This is a genomic window from Clavibacter sp. VKM Ac-2872 (assembly GCF_015351105.1).
GTDB lineage: Bacteria > Actinomycetota > Actinomycetes > Actinomycetales > Microbacteriaceae > Clavibacter.
Genome location: NZ_JADKRR010000001.1, coordinates 1837398 through 1853358 on the forward strand (window position 1 = coordinate 1837398; position 15961 = coordinate 1853358).

The window sequence follows — 15961 nt, forward strand, 5'->3', positions numbered from 1 at the left end:
TGAGCGCGGTCAGGCCGCCGGGCCCCCGAGCGACACGCCGAGCAGCGCGTCGACCGCGGCCACCTCGACGGGCGTCGCGGGGACGCCGGTCGCGACGCGGAGGTCGAGCAGGAGGATCGCACCGGGCGTGTCGAGGTCGTCGGCGAGCCGCTCGCGCACCAGCTGCACGAGCTCGCCCGGTCCCTCGGTGCCGGCGCCGCCGCCCGAGGCCGCCTCTGCGGCCCACGCGTCCCACGCGGCGAGACGCGTCACGGACTCCGCGAGGAGCGCGTCCGTCCACTCCCAGTCGGCGCGGTAGTGCTGCGCGAGGAGCGCGAGCCGGATGGCGCGGGGATCCACGCCCGCCGCACGCAGGCGCGACACGAGCACGAGGTTGCCGAGCGACTTGCTCATCTTCTCGCCCTGGTACGCGACCATGCCGCTGTGCGCGTAGACGCACGCGAAGTCCTCGCCGGTGAGCGCCGAGGCGTGTCCCGCCGACATCTCGTGGTGCGGGAAGATCAGGTCGGAGCCGCCGCCCTGCACGGTGACCGGCCGGTCGAGCTTCCGCAGCGCGATGACGGCGCACTCGATGTGCCAGCCGGGCCGGCCGCGACCGACCACGCTGTCCCATGCCGGCTCGCCCGCGCGCTCGGCGCGCCACAGGAGCGGATCCAGCGGATCGCGCTTGCCCGTCCGCTCGGGGTCGCCGCCGCGCTCGGCGGAGAGGGCGGCCATGGTGGCGCGGTCGTAGCCGCTCTCGTCGCCGAGGGCCCATGGGCCGTCCTCGGTGGCGCGGGTCACGTCGAAGTAGAGGTCCGTGGCGCCCGGCTCGGCGGCGTCGGGCGTGGCGACCGGGTAGGCGGTGCCGCGCCGGACGAGCTCGGCGACCGCGGCCGCGACCTCGTCGACGACCTCCGTGACGCCGACGTAGGAGTCGGGCGGCAGGATCCGCAGCGCCTCCATGTCGGTGCGGAACAGCTCCACCTGCGAGGCGGCGAGGTCCCGCCAGTCGACGCCCGTCGCCGTCGCGCGCTCGAGCAGCGGGTCGTCGACGTCGGTGACGTTCTGCACGTACGCGACGTCGTAGCCGCGGTCGAGCCAGACGCGCTGCAGCGTGTCGAACGCGAGGTAGGTGGATGCGTGGCCGATGTGGGTCGCGTCGTACGGCGTGATGCCGCAGACGTAGAGGCCCACACGGCCGTCGCCCGTGCACTCGGCGGGGCGGACGGATCCGGCGCTCGTGTCGAACAGGGTGGGGACGGGCGGCTCCCCCGCGACGGCGGGGACGACGGGACGTGACCAGGCGCGCACGGGATCAGGCCGCGATGGCGCCGGTGCCGAGGAGCACCAGGAGCACGACGCCGAGGGCGACGCGGTAGACCACGAAGGGCATGAACGTGCGGGTGGAGATGTAGCGCATCAGGCCCGCGATGACCGCGAGGCCCACGATGAACGCGATGAGGGTCGCCACCGCGGTCTGCCCGGCGCCGGCCTGGCCGGTCTCGTCGAAGCTCTTCACGAGCTCGTAGAGGCCGCTGCCGAACACCGCGGGGACGGCGAGGAGGAACGAGTACTCCGCGGCCACCGGACGGGCGTAGCCGAACGCGCGGGCCGCGGTGGTGGTGGCGCCCGAGCGGGAGACGCCGGGGACGAGGGCGAGGGCCTGCGCGATGCCGATGACGACGCCGTGCCCGTACGTCATGTCCTTCTCGACGCGGTCGCTGCGGCTGTAGCGGTCGGCGAGGCCGAGCAGGATGCCGAAGACGATGAGCACGATGGCGACGATCCAGAGCGAGCGGAACGTGGAGCGGATCGTGTCCTGGAACAGGTACCCCGCGATGCCGATGGGGATGGTGCCGATGATGACGAGCCAGCCCATGCGCACGTCCGGGTCGCCCTTCGGCATGCCGCCGCGGAGCGAGCGGAACCACGCCGAGAGCACGCGGCCGATCTTCCGACGGAAGAAGACCACGACGGCGAGCTCGGTGCCGAGCTGCGTGATGGCGGTGAACGTGGCGCCCGGGTCGCCGCCCATGAAGAGCCCCGCGATGCGGAGGTGCGCGCTCGAGGAGATGGGCAGGAATTCGGTCAGACCCTGGACGAGGCCCAGGATGATCGCCTCGAGATAGCTCAAGCGTGCGCTCCACGTGTCGGGTGGCCCACCTGGGGCTCGGATCTAGTAGTTCAGGAGGAGGTCGCGGAGGACCTGCCTCCCGAAGACTAGTGCGTCGAGCGGGACCCGCTCGTCGACGCCGTGGAACATCGACGGGAAGTCCATGGACGCCGGCAGCTTGAGCGGCGCGAACCCGTATCCGGTGATCCCGAGCAGGCTGAGCGCCTTGTTGTCGGTGCCGCCGGAGAGCATGTAGGGCAGGACCTCGGCCTCGGGGTCGTGCGCCCCGAGGGTGGCGACCATGGCGTCCACGAGCGGTCCCTGGAAGGGGTTCTCGAGGCCGACGTCCTGGTGCACGATGCGCACCTCGACGCCCTCGCCGGCGAGCTCGCGGACCCGGTCGAGCACCTCGTCCTCCTCGCCCGGCAGGACGCGGATGTCGATGAGCGCCTCGGCGGTGTCCGGGATCACGTTGTGCTTGTAGCCGGCGTGCAGGAGCGTCGGGTTCGTCGTGGTGCGCAGCGTCGCCGCGATGAACTTCGAGGCCGTGCCCGTGGCGATCGCGAGGTCGTCGGGCGTGACCTGCGTCGGGTCCGCCCCGACGATGCGGGCGATCTCGTCGAGCAGTTGGCGCGTCGTGTCGGTGAGGTGGACGGGCCACTCCTCCATGCCGATCCGCGCGACCGCGCCCGCGAGCCGCGTGACGGCGTTGTCGCGGTTGACCTGCGAGCCGTGGCCCGCGGTGCCCGTGGCGACGAGGCGGATCCAGACGAGGGCCTTCTCGCCGGTCTGCAGCAGGTAGGCGCGCTTCCCGGCGAGGTCGATGGAGTAGCCGCCCACCTCGCTGATGGCCTCGGTCGCGCCCGCGAACCACTCGGGCCGGTTCTCGACGACGTAGGCGGAGCCGAGCACGCCGCCCGCCTCCTCGTCGGAGAAGAAGCCCATGATCAGGTCGCGCTCGGGGGCGCGGCCCGACGTGATGATCTCCTGCAGCGCGGTGATCATCATCGCGTCCATGTTCTTCATGTCGACGGCGCCTCGGCCCCAGAGCATGCCGTCCTTGATGACGCCGCCGAACGGGTCGACGGACCAGTTCGCGGGGTCGGCGGGCACGACGTCGAGGTGCCCGTGGACGACGAGCGCCGGCTTGTCCCTGTTGCGTCCCGGGATGCGCGCGAGGACGCTCGTGCGACCGGGCGCCGCGTCGATGAGCTCGGGCGTGAGACCCAGGTCCTTCAGCTGCTGCTCGACGTACTGGGCGGCCTCCGTCTCCCCCTCCGAGCGGCCCTCGCCGTGGTTGGTCGTGTCGAACCGGATGAGGTCGCGGGCGATCCGGGCGGTGGCGTCGAGGTCCTCGGGGAGCGTGTCGGTCATGGGTCCACGCTATCGAGGCCGGACGCGGGCGTCCTGCCGCCGGGTGGTCGGGGAGCCTCCCGGGCCGTGCTAATGTCGTCTCTCGGCAGCCGGAGACGGCGGGCCGCACATCCTGTCCGGATGGCGGAATTGGTAGACGCGCTAGCTTGAGGTGCTAGTGCCCGTATTAGGGCGTGGGGGTTCAAGTCCCCCTTCGGACACACACGAGAGCCGGTCGGATCCGCGAGGATCCGGCCGGCTCTTCCTCGTTCCGGCCCCGCTCCCCTCTTCTCGCGGCGGGCCCGGCTACAGTCGCACTCGGCCCGCGCGCGGGTCTCCCGACCCGAGAGCGAGATCCGATGACCGTCGTCGACAGCGCCGTGTACGTCCAGGGGGTCCGCACCGCGGATCCCGAGAGCCTCGACGAGACGTTCGAGGTCATGCGCGCGCGACAGGGCGTCGCGTGGATCGGCCTCTACCGGCCGGACCCGGAGGAGCTGCACCGCGTCGCCGACGAGTTCGGCCTGCACCCGCTCGCCGTCGAGGACGCCCTCGGCGGCCACCAGCGCTCGAAGATGGAGCGCTACGGCGACACCTGGTTCGTGGTGCTGCGCCCGGCGCGCTACCTCGACGACGACGAGCGCGTGGAGTTCGGGGAGCTGCACGTGTTCGTCGGGCCCGACTTCGTGGTCACCATCCGGCATGCGGAGTCCCCGGACCTCTCCGCGGTCCGCGACCGCCTCGAGGAGGACCGCGAGCTCCTCGCCCTCGGCCCGCGCGCCGTGCTGTACGCGATCCTCGACCAGGTCGTCGACGAGTACGGGCCCGTCGCGACGGGCCTCGAGGACGACGTCGACGAGATCGAGGACCAGATCTTCGGCGCCGACCCCGACGTCTCCCGCCGCATCTACGCGCTGATGCGCGAGGTCACCGCGTTCCAGCGGGCGACGGCGCCGCTCGGCTCCATCCTCGACGACCTCCGCCAGCGCGCCGAGGAGCACGAGGTGGACCTCGAGCTCCGCCGCGGCTTCCGCGACGTGCACGACCACGTCATCCGGGTCGCCGAGCGTGCCGACGCCTTCCGGACCCTGCTGCAGAACGCGCTCACGGTGCACACGACGCTCGTCGGCCAGAGGCAGAACGACGAGATGAAGAAGCTCACCGAGACGAGCCTCGCCCAGAACGACCAGGTCAAGCGCATCTCCTCCTGGGCGGCGATCCTCTTCGCGCCCACCCTCGTCGGGACGATCTACGGCATGAACTTCGTGAACATGCCGGAGCTGAAGTGGACATACGGCTACCCGCTCGCGCTCGGACTCATGGTCCTCATGGGCGTCGTCCTCTACGCGGCGTTCCGGAAGCGCGGCTGGATCTGATCGCCGGGCGGGTCGGCCGTCCGGCGCGGGGATAGGGTGACGGGATGCGCGTCGTCGTCATCGGAGCCACCGGCCACATCGGGACCTTCCTCGTCCCCCGACTCGTGGAATCCGGGCACGATGTCGTCGCGGTGAGCCGCGGGACGCGCGAGCCGTACCGCGAGTCGCCCCTGTGGGATCGCGTCGAGCGCGTGCGCGTCGATCGCGACGCCGAGGACGCGGCGGGCACGTTCGCGGAGCGGATCGCCGCCCTGTCGCCCGAGGTCGTCGTCGACCTGGTCTGCTTCACCCCCGACTCGGCGCGGCACCTCGTGGAGGGCCTGCGCGGCCGCGTGCGGCACCTCGTCCACATCGGCAGCATCTGGACCCACGGCCTCAGCGCCTCCCTGCCGCTGCGCGAGGACGACCCGAAGGAGCCCTTCGGCGAGTACGGCGTGCGGAAGGCGGAGATCGAGCGCTACCTCATCGCGGAGTCGCGGTCGGGGGGCGTGCCGTGCACGGTGGTGCACCCGGGCCACATCAGCGGGGGCGGCTGGCCCGTGATCACCCCCGTCGGCAACCTCGACCCCGCCGTGTGGACCGCGCTCGCCACCGGCGGCGCGCTCGCCGTCCCGGGATCGGGCAGCGAGACGATGCACCACGTGCACGCCGACGACGTCGCGCAGGTCGTGCAGCTGGCGATCGCCAACCGCGAGACCAGCGTCGGCGAGAGCTTCCACGCCGTGTCCGAGCGCGCGCTCTCGGTGCGCGGGTTCGCCCGGGCGGCGGCCTCCTGGTTCGGCCGCGAGCCCGAGCTGGAGCACCTCGACTGGGACGGGTTCCGTGCCCGCACCGAACCGGATCACGCCGACGCCAGCTGGCAGCACCTCAGCCGCAGCCACGTCGCGAGCATCGACAAGGCCCGGGACGTCCTCGGCTACGCACCGCGGTTCACGAGCGAGGAGGCGGCCCGCGAGGCCGTCGAGTGGATGGTGCGCGCGGGCGAGCTGGACGTGCCGCTCCCCCGCTGACCGAGGCGCGTCCTCGGCCGCCCTCTCAGACGAAGCGCGCGTCGAGGACCAGGCGGGTGCGGACCGCGAGCAGGCGCTCCGCGTCCATCGCGTGCAGGCCCGGCAGGCCCGCGGCGACGTGGTCGGCGAGGAGCGTGCGGGCGACCGCGTAGGCCGGGAGGGCGTGCGGGTCGTCGGCCGCGTGCAGGACGACGGGCGCCGCGCCGAGGACCCCGGACGGCAGCGAGAGCACCAGGCCGACCACGGGCACCTCCATCTCCCGGGCGAGCGCGCGGGCGCGGGAGTCGAGGCCGCGGAGGGCGGCGGCGCGCGCGGACGGATCCGTCGCGGCGACGGCTCCCGCTGGCACGGACTCGACGGCGACGAGGCCCTGCGGGCCCAGCACGAGGTGGTCGATGGCGTCGCCCGAGCGCGGCACGGCGACGCCGTTCCAGAACGCGTACGACGGACCGAGCTCCATCAGCTCGCGCGCCGTCTCCTCCTGCGCGACCGCCGCCCGGAGCGCCTCGGACGCCGCCGCGGGGACCTCGGCGACGAGGTCGGGCGCGTAGGCGTCGGCCTCGAAGCGCCGGCGCAGCCCCTCGAGCCGGGCGAGCCGGGCGCTGTACGCGGCCATGAGATCCGGATAGGCGCGGAGGGCGCGCTCGTGCGCGATGGCGTCCTCCTGCAGCCGCACGGCCGCCCGACGCCGGGGCTCCTCCGCGCGGTGCCAGGCGCGTCCGATCGGACCCGCGCCGGCGAGGCCGGCGGCCGCGCCCACGACGAGGCCGACGACCGCCGGCACGACGCCGACGCCCGCGACGAGGAGGACGAGGGCGAGCAGGACGCCGAGCACGGGCGGGGCGATGGCCCGCGCACGCCGGACGTAGGGCTCCGGCCGGTCGGACAGGGCGGTCCCGCCGCGCGGCGGCTCCGGGGCCGCGGGCACCGACGGCTCGGCGGGATCCGCCAGCCACTCGCGCACGAGGGACAGGTAGCGGAGCCGGGCGAAGCCGCCCGGGTGCCCGAAGCTGCGGGTGCGCGCGGCACTCCGTGCGCGTGGGGCGCCGGGACGACCGCGCCGGGACGCCGGATCCCACGCCTCGCCCGCGGCGGTGGAGCCGGGGGACGCCGGGTGGGCGCGGCCCACGGGGTCCTCGGGCGCCGGCGCGTCGCGGAGCGTGCGCTCGTAGCGGGCGCGGCTCTCCGGGTCCCCCACGGCCTCGAACGCGTCGCGGACGGCCTGGAACGCGTCGGCGCTGCCGCCCATGTCGGGGTGGGCGTCGCGCACGCGCCGACGGTAGGCGCGGCGGATCTCGTCCTGCGACGCGGACGGCTCGACGCCGAGCACGGCGTACGCGTCGGCGTGGGCGTCGCGCGACGGGACGGGCATCGGTGGCTCCTCGCGGGAACCGGTCGGGCGGCTCCCAGGATGTCGAGCGTAGGCGAGCCCGCCTGGACGACGCCCGAGCGCGCATCCGCGTCGACCGGTACCGCATCACAGCGCGCGCGCTCGCCCGCGCGGCGCGCGTGATACCACCGGAGGGCCGCCGCTGGCGAACTTCGCGCTCCGGGGCGGCATGCGTAGGGTGAGCCACCGCCGATGCCCCTCCCGGTGACCGACACATCATGAGGAGACCGACATGTGGGACTTCCTGCGCGACCGCGCCGACCAGATCGCGTTCTCCGCGTGGCAGCACCTCAGCCTCGTGGTGCAGTGCCTCGTGCTCGCGACGGTGATCGCCGTGGGGCTCGCGGCGCTGGTGTACCGCAGCCGTCCGCTCAGCTCGCTGGCCAACAGCGTCTCCGCGATCGGCCTCACGCTCCCCGCCTTCGCGCTCGTCGGGCTGCTCATCGCCCCGCTCGGCTTCGGCGTCGCGCCCGCCGTCGCGGTCGTCACGTTCTTCGCCGTGCTGCCCATCCTGCGGAACGCGGTGGTCGGGCTCACGGGCATCGACCCCGCGATCGTGGAGTCGGCGCGCGGCATCGGCATGGGCCGCGTCCGCACGCTGCTGCGGGTCGAGCTGCCGCTCGCGTGGCCCGTCATCCTCGGCGGGATCCGCGTGTCCGCGCAGATGGTCATGGGCATCGCCGCCGTGGCCGCGTACGTGCTCGGCCCGGGGCTCGGCGGCTTCATCTTCTCCGGGCTCTCCCGCCTCGGCGGCGCGAACTCGACCGAGTCCGTCCTCACCGGCGTCATCGGCGTCGTCCTGCTCGCCCTCCTGCTCGACCTCGTCCTCGTCGGCATCGGCCGGCTCACCACTCCGAGAGGCATCCGTGTCTGAGACCAGCACCCCCACCGCCCCCGAGATCAGCGGACGATCGATCCTGCTCGACGGCGTCACCAAGCGGTACCCGGGACAGGCGAAGCCCGCCGTCGACGGCATCACGCTGGAGATCCCCGCCGGCAAGATCGTCATGCTGGTCGGCCCGTCCGGCTGCGGCAAGACGACGACGCTGAAGATGATCAACCGGCTCATCGAGCCCACCGAGGGCCGTGTCGTCCTCGGCGACGAGGACGTGACCGGCATCGACGGCGACGAGCTCCGGCGCCGCATCGGCTACGTGATCCAGGCCGGCGGGCTCTTCCCGCACATGACCGTGGCCGCGAACATCGCCGTGGTGCCCAAGATGCTCGGCTGGGACGCCGCCCGCATCCGCGCCCGCGTGGACGAGCTGCTCGAGCTCGTCTCGCTCGACCCCGAGCAGTACCGCGACCGCTACCCGAAGGAGCTCTCGGGCGGCCAGCAGCAGCGTGTCGGCGTCGCCCGCGCGCTCGCCGCCGACCCGCCCGTGCTCCTCATGGACGAGCCGTTCGGCGCGGTGGACCCGATCACCCGGCAGCGCCTGCAGGACGAGCTCATCCGCATCCAGGCCGAGCTGCAGAAGACCATCGTCATCGTCACGCACGACTTCGACGAGGCCGTGAAGCTCGGCGACTGGATCGTCGTCTTCGCCGAGGGCGCCCGCATCGTGCAGTACGACACCCCCGAGCGGATCCTCGCGGAGCCCGCCGACGCGTTCGTCGAGGAGTTCATCGGATCGGGTGCCGGCCTCAAGCAGCTCACGCTCCGCCGCGTGGACGAGGTGCCGCTCGCGGACGCCGTCGTCGCCCGCCCCGGCGACGCCGCGCGCGACGTGCTCGCCCGCATGGACGAGGTCGGCCACCAGCACGCCGTCATCGTCGATGCCCGCAACCGCCCGATCCAGTGGCCGTCGCGCCGCCAGCTCGGCCGGCTCGAGGTCGTCGGCTCCGTCCCCGAGCCGCGGCTGCCGGTGATCGGCAACCGCGCGACCCTCAACGACGCGCTCGACACCATGCTCGTCTCGAGCGCGGGCGCCGCGCTCGTCACGGGACGCGCGGGCGCGTTCCTCGGCGTGATCGACGTCGAGACGGTCATGGACGCCATCACGAGCGTCCGCGCGCAGGCCGCCGGCGACCTCGCGGGCGCGCCCGTCGGCACGAACACCGGCACGATCGGCACCGTGGGCGCCGACGCCGCGCGGGCCGAGCAGGCCGCGGCGGACGCCCCCGCCTCCTCCGCGGCGCAGGACGGGCAGGACGGATGAGCGCCGTGACCGAGGCGCGCACCGAGGCCGTCGGCGGCGCCCAGGGCTGGCGTGGCCTCATCGCGCAGCCCGTCGCCATCGCTGCGGTCCTCGCGGCGTACCTGGTCTGGTTGGGCGTCGCGCCGCTCACCGCCGTGGAGCGCACGACCCTCGCGCCCTCCGCGCTGGGGAAGTCGACGCTCGAGCACCTCGTGCTCACCTTCTCGGCCGCGGCGATCGTGCTCGTCATCTTCATCCCGCTCGGCGTCCTGCTGACGCGCGGCCGCCTCCGCCGGTACTCCGCGCCCGTCCTCGCCGTGGCGAACTTCGGGCAGGCGGCCCCCGCCATCGGCCTCATCGTGCTGCTGAGCATCGTGTTCACGGGCAGCGGCTTCTTCGCCAGCCTCGTCGCGCTCGTGCTCTACGCCGCGCTCCCGGTGCTGCGGAACACCATGCTCGGCATCCGCGGCGTCGACGAGCGGCTCGTCGAGGCCGGCCGCGGCATGGGCATGAGCCGCGCGTCCGTGCTGTTCCGCATCGAGCTGCCGCTCGCCGTCCCCGTCATGCTCGCCGGGATCCGCACCGCCCTCGTGCTCCTCGTCGGCACCGCGTCGCTCGCGGCGTTCGTCAACGGCGGCGGGCTCGGGATCCTCATCACCACGGGCGTGAGCCTCTACGTCTACCCCGTGCTGGTCTCGGGGGCGCTGCTCATCGCGCTCCTCGCGCTCGCCATCGACTGGCTCGGCCGCGTCGTCGAGCACGTCGCCCGCCCGAAGGGACTCTGATCGTGCCGACACTCCCCCGCTCCGCCCGCCTGCGCCGATCGCTCGGCGTCCCCGCCCTCGTGGCGGCGGCCCTCGCGACGCTCACCGGCTGCGGCCTGCAGCCCGCGACGGCCTACGTCCCCGACGTCGCCCCCGGCTCCATCCAGCCCCTCGACCTGCCGGCCGGCGCGCACCTCACCATCACGTCCAAGAACTTCACCGAGCAGCTGATCCTCGGCAAGATCGCCGTGATCGCGGCGAAGGCCGCCGGGTTCGACGTGACCGACCAGACGAACGTGCCCGGCAGCGTGCCGGCGCGCGAGCTCATGACGAGCCACGGCGCCGACATGACGTGGGAGTACACCGGCACCGCGTGGCTCAGCTACCTGGGCGAGGCGAAGGGCATCCCCGACCAGCGCGCCCAGTACGAGGCCGTGCGCGACGCCGACGCGGCCAACGGGCTCACCTGGCTGACCCCCGCGCCGCTCAACAACACGTACGCGCTCGCGATCCGCAGCGAGGAGGCCGACAAGCTCGGCATCACGAAGCTCTCGCAGATCAAGGACCTGCCGGTGGACCAGCGCACCTTCTGCGTGGAGGCGGAGTTCAACTCCCGCTCCGACGGGCTGTCGCCGCTGCTGGAGACGTACGGGATCCCGCGCGGATCCGCCGACGGCGTGCCCGAGGGCAACGTGTCGATCTTCGACACGGGCGCGGTCTACACGGCCACGGATCGCGGCTCGTGCGAGTTCGGCGAGGTGTTCACGACCGACGGACGCATCGACAAGCTCGGCCTCACGATCCTCCAGGACGACCTCGGCTTCTTCCCGGCCTACAACGTCGCGCCCGTGCTCGACTCGGCGACGCTGGCGGAGTACCCGGGGCTCCAGGACGTCTTCGACCGGATCTCCCCCGTCATCACCGACGACGCCCTGCGCGAGATGAACCTCCGCGTCGACGACCAGGGCGAGGAGCCCGCGGACGTCGCCTACGAGTTCATGGTCGACCACGGGTTCGTCACCGCGCCCTGACCTCGACCGCCTCGTGCCGGGCGAGGTGCAGGAGCTCGCTCCGGATCCGCGCGCGCAGCTCGTCATGCGCGTGCCCGAGCGCGGTGGCGGGGTCCCGCCACCGCTCGGGCGCGTGCAGCCACACCGGACGCGCGACGAGCTCCGGCGGCTCCCAGGCGTAGCGGGGCCAGACGTGGGCGTGGACGAACGCGTCGGCGTTGCCCAGCACCTCGAGGTTCACGCGGCGGAAGCCCGGCACGAGGTCACGGCAGGCGCGCTCGACGGCGGTGGCGAGGAGGTCGGCGTCCGCGAGGAATCGCACGCGCTCGATCCGCGGCATCTCCGCGAGCGACGTCGCCGCCGGGTCCGTGCCCAGCAGCACGCAGTAGCCGGGGAGGAACTGCACGTCGCCGATGACGGCGTACCCGGCCCCCAGCTCGGCGAGGACGGTGGGGTTCTCGCCCCTCCTGGCTGATCCGATCCTGTCCTCGCGCCAGTCCACGCGCGACACGGTAGCCGCGCTGGCTGCGCATCCACCTGCGGAGCTGCCCCGCTCCACCCGGGCGCCCTGGCTGCGCATCCACCTGCGGAGCTGCCCCGCTCCACCCGGGCGCCCTGGCTGCGCATCCACCTGCGGAGCTGCCCCGCTCCACCCGGGCGCGCTAGCTGCGCATCCACCTGCGGAGCTGGTCGATGCGCTGCTGCAGCTGCGTGACGCTGCACTGGCCGACCGCGGGACCGCCGCACACGCGCCGGAGCTCCGCGTGGACGAGCCCGTGCGGCTCGCCGTGGAGCTTGGCGCGCATGCCGACGAGGCTGTTGAGGAGCTGCCGCTGCTCCTTGAGCGTGCGGTACAGCGGGATGTCGTCGGGGTCCTTGGGTGCGCCGCTCTCGGCCTGCTTCCGCTCCCGCTCGCTCGCGTGCTTCGACTGCCGGTGCTGCCGCTGGGCGAGGAGCTCGCGCACCTGCTCGGGCTCGAGGATCCCCGGGAGCCCGATGAACTCCTCCTCCTCGAGGCTGCCGACGTCGGCCATCTGCCCGAACTCGGCGCCGTCGAAGAGCACCTTGTCGAAGGTGGCCTCGGAGCCCATCGCCTCGAACGAGAACTCGCTGAGCAGGGAGTCGGACCCCTTCTCGCTGCGGTTCGCCTCGCCCATCATGGCGTCCTCGGGGTTGTAGAGGTCGCCCTCCTTCGAGGAGTCGCGGTCGAGGGCGTGGTCGCGCTGGCGCTCGAGCTCGTTGGCGAGCACGAGGAGGTTCGGGACACTCGGCAGGAAGATCGACGCCGTCTCGCCGCGGCGCCTGGCCCGCACGAAGCGGCCGATGGCCTGCGCGAAGAACAGCGGCGTCGACGCGCTCGTGGCGTACACGCCGACCGCGAGCCGCGGGACGTCGACGCCCTCGGACACCATGCGCACCGCGACCATCCACCGCATCGTCCCGGCGGAGAAGCGGTCGATGTTGGCGCTCGCCTCGACGTCGTCGGAGAGCACCAGGGTGACGGGCTGTCCGCTGATCCGCTGCAGGATCGCGGCGTATGCGCGCGCGGTCGTGTGGTCGGTCGCGATGACGAGCCCGCCGGCGTCGGGGATGGACTGCCGCACCTCGCTGAGGCGCCGGTCGGCCGCGGCGAGCACCTGCGGGATCCACTCGCCGTCGGGTGCGAGCGCCGTGCGCCACGCCTGCGAGGTGATGTCCTTCGTGTTGCCCTCGGCGAGCTGGGCCTCCATCTCGTCGCCCATCTTGTTGCGCCAGCGCATGCTGCCGGCGTAGGCGAGGAAGATGACGGGCCGCACGACGCCGTCGGCGAGCGCGCGCCCGTACCCGTAGTCGTAGTCGGTCTGCGAGAGGCGGACGCCGCGGTGGTCGCGGAGGTAGCTCACGAACGGGATGGGCGAGGTATCGGAGCGGAACGGGGTGCCCGTGAGCGAGAGGCGGCGGGTGGCGCGCTCGAAGGCCTCGCGGATCGCGTCGCCCCAGCTGAGCGCGTCGCCGCCGTGGTGGACCTCGTCGAGGATCACGAGGGTGCGGCTCGACTCGGTCATGGTCTTGTGCAGGTAGGGGTTCGCGGCGACCTGCGCGTAGGTCACGGCGGCCCCGTGGTAGTGCCGGCCGAGCGCGCCGGACGCGTTGGTGTACATGGGGTCGAGGCGGACGCCCGCGCGCGCGGCCGCGTCGGCCCACTGCTTCTTGAGGTGCTCGGTGGGCGCGACGACCGTGACCTTGTCGATGGTCTTCCGGTGCAGCAGCTCGGAGGCCAGCCGGAGCGCGAACGTGGTCTTGCCGGCGCCCGGCGTCGCGTTGGCGAGGAAGTCCCGCGGCTCCTTCTCGAAGTACGCGGTGAGGGCCTCCTCCTGCCAGGCTCGCAGCTTGCTGACGGTGCCCCAGGCGGCGCGCTCCGGGAAGGCCGGCGAGAGGTGCTCGGCCGCGGCGGATCCGACGTGCGGTGGAGGGGTCGGCATGGTGCTCACTCGACCTCACGATACCCGCACCCGGGGACGCTCCCGTCGATCGCGGGACCGCCGGGGCGGTGCGCGGCGGGCCGATCCGCGCCGTCCGCGGCCTCGGGTCGGCGGCGCGGGGCGCGGGCGGATCCGGGCCTCGGCGACGGGCCGGGCGCGTCGCCGCGACGCGGGTCCGATCGGCGCCCACCGGCCGTCCGGCAGGGGCTCAGGACGGGCGCGGAACCGGTCCGAGCAGCGTGGTCGCGATCGTCTCCGCGGCCTGCCGGTCGCTCGACGGGTGGAAGCCGCCGGCCAGCACGTCGCGGTACAGGCGGCCGAGCTCGTCGCCCGTGCGGAGGGATCCGCCGCCCGCGACCTCGACGGCCCGCCGCACGACCTCGGCCGCCGTCCGGGTCGCCCGCACCTTGGCGCCGACGAGGAGCGACGCCCAGCGGTCGCCGTGGTCGACGCCGCGGTCGACGTCGTCCGCGAGCGCCGTGAGCTGCGGGAGGAGCGCGTCCTGCGCGAGCGCGGCCTCCGCGACGAGGTGCCGGATCCCGGGGTCGGCCGCGAGCGCGGCGCCGCCGGCCGCGCGCGAGGTGCGGCGGAGCGCCGACTCCACGGCGAGGTCGAGCGCGCGCTGCCCGATCCCGGCGTACACGGCGGCGATGAGCAGCTCGAACGCCTGCAGCACGGCGAGCGCGAACGGGTCGTCGCGGCGGCCGTGCTCCCGCCGGCGGACGACGTCGGCGGGCTCCGCGCGCACGTCCCGGAGGATCACCGTGTGGCTCTGCGTCGCGCGCATGCCGAGCGTGTCCCAGTCGGGCACGATCTCGAGGCCGGGCGCGTCCCGCGGCACGAACGCGTGCACGAGGAGCGGCCGATCGGGATCCGCGTCGTCCCGGCCGAAGAGGCCGAGCCGGGTCCACGCGGGCGCCATGCTCGACGTCGACTTGGTGCCCGTGAACCGGTACCCGCCGTCCGCGTCCGGTTCGGCCCGCGTGAGCGCGTCGGCGAGGGCCTGGTCGTTGCCGGGCTCGCTGATCGCGAAGGCCAGCAGCTCGTCGCGGCCCGCGTCCTCGAGGACGCCGCGGAGCGAGTCGTCGCCGCGGTCCGCGAGGATCCGGGCCACGGCCGTCCAGACGAGGTGCATGCCGACCCCCAGCGCCGTGGCGGGCGCCGCCTGCGCGAGGAGGTGCTGCGCGCGTACGGCGTCGGCGAGCGAGGCGCCGGATCCGCCGAGGTCACGCGGCACGAGCAGGCGCAGATGGCCGGCGGCGCGCAACTCGACGAGGTCCTCGGCGAAGAACGCGTTGCGGGCGTCGTACCCGGCCGCGCGCGAGCGGATCCGGTCGAGCAGCGCGTCGTCGAGGTGCGCGAGCGGGTCGGCCGGGGAGGCGGGCGTCATGGGCCCAGTCTCCCCCGCGCAGCCGTCGCGCCGGATGCCGGATGCCGGATGCCGCGTGCTCAGGTGGCGGACAGCACCAGCGCGTTGCCCCAGGGGTCCTCGAAGGCGAGCTCCCGGCCGTCGTCGCGCGTGGCGACGCCCGCGGCGCGGAGGCGCGCGTCCACCGCCACGACCTCGTCGCGCGTGGGCACCTCGATGCGCACCGCGCCCAGCCCGAGCGTCGCGGGCCGCCGTCCGGCGCCGCGGCTGTTCCAGGTGTTCATGGCCATGTGGTGGTGGTACCCGCCCGCGGAGACGAAGATCGCGGATCCGTGCCAGCCGGCGACGAGCTCGAAGCCCAGCGTGTCGACGTAGAAGGCGGACGCCTGCTCGGTGTCGCCCACCTGCAGGTGCACGTGCCCGATGCCGGCCGCGTCGGACGCGGCGTCGGAGACGGGCGCGAGCTCGTCGCGGAGGAACGCGTTCGGGTCGAGGCGGAGCGAGTCCATGACGATCCGCCCGTCCTGCCAGGTCCACTCGTCGCGGGGCCGGTCGGTGTAGAGCTCGACGCCGTTGCCCTCGGGGTCGGTGAAGTAGAAGGCGCGGCTCACGAGGTGATCCGCGCTGCCGGTGAAGGTGCCGGGCGCGCGCTGGGCGAGCGAGGCGACGGAGCGGGCGAGCGCGGCCGGCTCGTCGAAGAGCACGGCCGTGTGGAAGAGGCCGGCGTTCCCGGGGCTCGGGAGGTCGAGGCCGCTCGCGGGCTCGAGCACCACGGCGGGCACGCCCGCGCGACCGAGCGTCGTGGACTGGACGCCCTCGTCGAGCTGCTCGAGGCCGACCGCGTCGCGGTAGTAGGCGGTCATGCGGTCGAGGTCGCCGACGAGCAGGGTCACGGGCCCCATGGTCGTGTCGGCGGAGAGCAGGTCGGGCATGGGTCCTCGTTCCTCGGGTGGTGCATCCAGTTGCTTGAATGCTCAACCAATACCATCACGCC

Annotated in this window: 14 protein-coding genes and 1 tRNA gene; 7 read left to right on the top strand and 8 right to left on the bottom strand. The window is 73.8% G+C overall.

The genetic code is table 11. The features are described 5' to 3' along the window. Nucleotides 1–9: 9 nt before the first annotated feature. Genes mshC through ITJ40_RS08675 form a run of 3 tightly spaced genes read right to left on the bottom strand, consistent with a single transcriptional unit; the run spans nucleotide 10 to nucleotide 3469 of the window. Nucleotides 10–1293, bottom strand: a complete 1284-nt coding sequence (mshC, locus tag ITJ40_RS08665; RefSeq protein ID WP_194666640.1) for a cysteine--1-D-myo-inosityl 2-amino-2-deoxy-alpha-D-glucopyranoside ligase — start codon at nucleotides 1291–1293, stop codon at nucleotides 10–12. A gap of 4 nt (nucleotides 1294–1297) precedes the next feature. Continuing rightward, nucleotides 1298–2116, bottom strand: a complete 819-nt coding sequence (locus ITJ40_RS08670) for an undecaprenyl-diphosphate phosphatase (protein ID WP_194666641.1) — start codon at nucleotides 2114–2116, stop codon at nucleotides 1298–1300. Nucleotides 2117–2158: 42 nt separating this feature from the next. Beyond that, nucleotides 2159–3469, bottom strand: coding sequence for a M20/M25/M40 family metallo-hydrolase (locus tag ITJ40_RS08675; RefSeq protein WP_194666642.1), 1311 nt, complete (start codon nucleotides 3467–3469; stop codon nucleotides 2159–2161). Between the two features lie 114 nt (nucleotides 3470–3583). Here ITJ40_RS08675 and ITJ40_RS08680 point away from each other — a divergent pair. The 3 genes from ITJ40_RS08680 (at nucleotide 3584) to ITJ40_RS08690 (ending at nucleotide 5834) form a co-directional block, all read left to right on the top strand. After that, nucleotides 3584–3669 (top strand) — tRNA-Leu (locus tag ITJ40_RS08680). A gap of 138 nt (nucleotides 3670–3807) precedes the next feature. Beyond that, nucleotides 3808–4824 (top strand): magnesium and cobalt transport protein CorA, encoded by a 1017-nt coding sequence (locus tag ITJ40_RS08685; protein ID WP_194666643.1) that lies wholly within the window; start codon nucleotides 3808–3810, stop codon nucleotides 4822–4824. Nucleotides 4825–4868: 44 nt separating this feature from the next. Continuing rightward, nucleotides 4869–5834, top strand: a complete 966-nt coding sequence (locus tag ITJ40_RS08690) for an NAD(P)-dependent oxidoreductase (RefSeq protein ID WP_194666644.1) — start codon at nucleotides 4869–4871, stop codon at nucleotides 5832–5834. Nucleotides 5835–5859: 25 nt separating this feature from the next. Here the strand turns inward: ITJ40_RS08690 and ITJ40_RS08695 are convergent, their stop codons facing one another. Next, on the bottom strand, nucleotides 5860–7206 hold the full coding sequence (locus ITJ40_RS08695) for a J domain-containing protein (RefSeq protein ID WP_194666645.1): 1347 nt from the start codon (nucleotides 7204–7206) through the stop codon (nucleotides 5860–5862). A gap of 250 nt (nucleotides 7207–7456) precedes the next feature. On the opposite strand from ITJ40_RS08695, the gene ITJ40_RS08700 reads away from it, so the two are divergent. From ITJ40_RS08700 to ITJ40_RS08715, 4 genes are read left to right on the top strand one after another with little or no spacing between them, the layout of a single operon-like run. Further along, nucleotides 7457–8098 carry an ABC transporter permease gene (locus ITJ40_RS08700; protein ID WP_194632899.1) on the top strand — a complete coding sequence of 214 codons (642 nt, stop codon included), beginning with the start codon at nucleotides 7457–7459 and terminating at the stop codon, nucleotides 8096–8098. After that, nucleotides 8091–9383: an ABC transporter ATP-binding protein gene (locus tag ITJ40_RS08705; RefSeq protein ID WP_194666646.1), complete on the top strand. Its 1293-nt coding sequence runs from the start codon at nucleotides 8091–8093 to the stop codon at nucleotides 9381–9383. Before ITJ40_RS08700 ends, ITJ40_RS08705 begins: the two co-directional genes overlap by 8 nt. Further along, nucleotides 9380–10147 (top strand): ABC transporter permease, encoded by a 768-nt coding sequence (locus ITJ40_RS08710; protein WP_194666647.1) that lies wholly within the window; start codon nucleotides 9380–9382, stop codon nucleotides 10145–10147. The genes ITJ40_RS08705 and ITJ40_RS08710 overlap by 4 nt, the downstream gene beginning before the upstream one ends. Before the next feature lie 2 nt (nucleotides 10148–10149). Beyond that, nucleotides 10150–11157: a glycine betaine ABC transporter substrate-binding protein gene (locus tag ITJ40_RS08715; protein WP_194666648.1), complete on the top strand. Its 1008-nt coding sequence runs from the start codon at nucleotides 10150–10152 to the stop codon at nucleotides 11155–11157. Here the strand turns inward: ITJ40_RS08715 and ITJ40_RS08720 are convergent. From ITJ40_RS08720 to ITJ40_RS08735, 4 genes are all read right to left on the bottom strand, one after another. Continuing rightward, nucleotides 11144–11638 carry a diadenosine tetraphosphate hydrolase gene (locus tag ITJ40_RS08720; protein ID WP_228511885.1) on the bottom strand — a complete coding sequence of 165 codons (495 nt, stop codon included), beginning with the start codon at nucleotides 11636–11638 and terminating at the stop codon, nucleotides 11144–11146. The two genes, ITJ40_RS08715 and ITJ40_RS08720, sit on opposite strands and share 14 nt — an antisense overlap. 160 nt (nucleotides 11639–11798) lie before the next feature. Next, on the bottom strand, nucleotides 11799–13598 hold the full coding sequence (locus ITJ40_RS08725; RefSeq protein ID WP_194666650.1) for a DEAD/DEAH box helicase: 1800 nt from the start codon (nucleotides 13596–13598) through the stop codon (nucleotides 11799–11801). 208 nt (nucleotides 13599–13806) lie between these two features. Next, nucleotides 13807–14988, bottom strand: coding sequence for an acyl-CoA dehydrogenase family protein (locus ITJ40_RS08730; RefSeq protein ID WP_194666651.1), 1182 nt, complete (start codon nucleotides 14986–14988; stop codon nucleotides 13807–13809). Between the two features lie 59 nt (nucleotides 14989–15047). Beyond that, nucleotides 15048–15899, bottom strand: coding sequence for a VOC family protein (locus ITJ40_RS08735; protein WP_194666652.1), 852 nt, complete (start codon nucleotides 15897–15899; stop codon nucleotides 15048–15050). Nucleotides 15900–15961: the final 62 nt, after the last annotated feature.